The following is a 2,974-nucleotide window of genomic DNA, read 5'->3' as shown; positions in this document are numbered from 1 at the left end:
TTCACCCCTATGCGCAGATCACGAGAGGATATTGTAGAATACCACCTCTAACGGGCCTCCACGTGGCTTTCGCCACGCTTCACCCTGCCTGCGTATAGATCGCCTGGTTTCGGGTCGCACCCGATTGACTCCCCGCGCTTGAACACGGTGGCCCTCGCAATGCTGCGGCCGTATCGGTTTCCCTGCGCCTTCCCCGGTTCACGGGTTAGACTCGCCAATCAAGTGCACTCCCTGGGTCGTTTTTCAAAACGCACGACACGACGCCGGCTCGATTCTCTTCCTACTGGAGGATCGCTCCTCGGTCGTTTTGAGAATCGCCTTGTACGCCCTGTCGCTCGATCGCCAGCTGATTTCAGGCCCTATTGCACCGCCCTTCTCGGGGTGCTTTTCAGCGTTCGCTCACGCTACTTGTTCGCTATCGGTCTCGAGGAGTGTTTAGCCTTCTCAGGGGATGCCTGAGTCGTTCACAGAGGATATCCGACCCCTGCTACTCTGGTATTGACGCCACCGGTACTGCACTCTCGTACGGGGTTGTCACCCTGTATCACGCTCCGTTCCAGGAGACTTCTGAGAGAGGGTCGCGGTTTGGTTGTCAACCCGAACACCACATTGGTCTGACGACCTTCGGTTTGGGCTGTGTCGCGTTTACTCGCGGTTACTGACGACATCGCGGTTGCGTTCTTGTCCTTCCCTTACTGAGATGTTTCAATTCAGGGAGTTCCCTATTGCGCGAAGCAATTGTTAACGGATTCCGATTCGGAGATCTCGTGTTCTTACCCTCCATGCGGGTCCCACGAGCTTTTCGCAGCTTGGCACGTCCTTCGTCGGCTCTCGAGCCGAGCCATTCACCAGCTGGCACAGTAGCCAGTAGTGTTGTTGGGCGGTTCCGTAAGGAACCTCCAACGGTGTCGTGTGACTAGATGTCACCCGACTGTATATGGTTCACTGACGTTCCACGAACTCGATTGAGTTCAGTGGACGTCTGGATCGCACGTATACACGGTCGTCATCGAATCACCCTGGCGGGGTGTTCGTCGAACCCTTCCCATCCGCGGTTTCCCGGGATGGTGCATCGGTCGTCGTAACCCAACGGAACCGCGTCTCCCACTTAAGGGGACGGATTCGCGTTGGGGGACATGGACTCACTGGGATTCGAACCCAGGGCATCCTCCTTGCAAGGGAGGCACTCTACCGCTGAGCTATGAGCCCACCTTCCCGCGTTGGGAAGGAACTGGTGTCTTCGCGTGTGTGTAGTGTGGGCCGTGGTCGTTCGTAGGTGTCCAGGTCGGTGGGTGGTCGGACACGTGACCATGCATGAGTGGTGACCGTCGTGGTGACGGTCGAAAGGTGAGCCTCCCAAAGGGAGGTCTCGGGTCGGTGGAGGTGATCCAGCCGCAGATTCCCCTACGGCTACCTTGTTACGACTTAAGCCCCCTTGCGAAGCCCAGATTCGACGCGTGGAACGCGCCTCATCCGGACCTCACTCGGGTGCTTTGACGGGCGGTGTGTGCAAGGAGCAGGGACGTATTCACCGCGCGCTTCTGACACGCGATTACTACCGAATCCAGCTTCATGTGGGCGAGTTGCAGCCCACAATCCGAACTACGATCAGGTTTCTGAGATTACCGTCTCCTCTCGGAGTTGGAACCCTTTGTCCTGACCATTGTAGCCCGCGTGTTGCCCAGCACATTCGGGGCATACTGACCTACCGTTGCCCGTTCCTTCCTCCGTGTTGGCCACGGCGGTCTCCCTACTGTCCCCAGCCACTTCGCAGTGCTGCTGGCAAGTAAGGATGCGGGTCTCGCTCGTTGCCTGACTTAACAGGACGCCTCACGGTACGAGCTGACGGCGGCCATGCACCTCCTCTCTGAAGCTCGGACAAGGTCATCAACCTGGTCGTCATTACTACAGTCGATGCTGGTGAGATGTCCGGCGTTGAGTCCAATTAAACCGCAGGCTCCTCCGGTTGTAGTGCTCCCCCGCCAATTCCTTTAAGTTTCATCCTTGCGGACGTACTTCCCAGGCGGCCTGCTTAGCGGCTTCCCTACGGCACAGCACCCACTCGTAGTGGGAGCCACACCTAGCAGGCATTGTTTACGGCCAGGACTACCCGGGTATCTAATCCGGTTCGAGACCCTGGCTTTCGTCCCTCACTGTCGGATCCGTTCTCGCGACGTGCTTTCGCCATCGGCGGTCCGTCCAGGATTACGGGATTTCACTCCTACCCCGGACGTACCCGTCGCGCCTTCCGGTCCCAAGCCACACAGTTTCCACCGGACGCCCACCCGTTGAGCGGGTGGATTTTCCGATGGACTTGTGCGGCCAGCTACGGACGCTTTAGGCCCAATAAGATCGGCCATCACTCGGGCTGCCGGTATTACCGCGGCGGCTGGCACCGGTCTTGCCCAGCCCTTATTCGTCCACCTCCCTACGGTGGACAAAAGCGTAGGCTCTATGCCTACGCACTTGGGATTCCCTTATCGCACTGGCGTGCAGTGTAAAGGTTTCGCGCCTGCTGCGCCCCGTAGGGCCCGGAATCTTGTCTCAGATTCCGTCTCCGGGTTCTCACTCTCATGACCCGTACCGATTATTGGCACGGTGGGCCGTTACCCCACCGTCTACCTAATCGGCCGCAGCCACATCCTTCGGCGCCGGAGCGGTTGGCACAGTCCTCATTCCAGGTGGACTGTGGTATCCGTTATTAACCTCAGTTTCCCGAGGGTATGACGGTCCGAAGGGTAGTTTGGCCACGTGTTACTGAGCTATTCGCCACGAGTATGAACTCGTACGACTAGCATGGCTAAATCGAATCCCAATAGCAATGGCCTCCGGCAGGATCAACCGGAATGTATACCTCAGTGCCTGGTTCCCGGCACTGAGGGGGTGTTGGCGGGTTTTGACTCGCGGTGAGTCAAAACACCATTGCATGGTCTATGTGGTGTCCGGGTCAGCCAGCGACCTGGATGACACCGAA

At 58.2% G+C, this 2,974-nt stretch carries 1 tRNA gene and 2 rRNA genes; all 3 read right to left on the bottom strand.

The window, feature by feature from the left end:
- Positions 1–873, bottom strand: a 23S ribosomal RNA gene (locus ACFQMF_RS15630); the annotation flags it as partial.
- Between the two features lie 264 nt (positions 874–1,137).
- Positions 1,138–1,209, bottom strand: a tRNA-Ala gene (locus ACFQMF_RS15625).
- A gap of 169 nt (positions 1,210–1,378) precedes the next feature.
- A 16S ribosomal RNA gene (locus ACFQMF_RS15620) occupies positions 1,379–2,848 on the bottom strand.
- Between the last annotated feature and the right edge of the window lie 126 nt (positions 2,849–2,974).

This window comes from Halorubrum rutilum (assembly GCF_042665015.1).
In the GTDB taxonomy this organism is placed as follows: Archaea; Halobacteriota; Halobacteria; order Halobacteriales; family Haloferacaceae; genus Halorubrum; species Halorubrum rutilum.
This window is presented reverse-complemented; position numbering and strand designations above follow the sequence as displayed.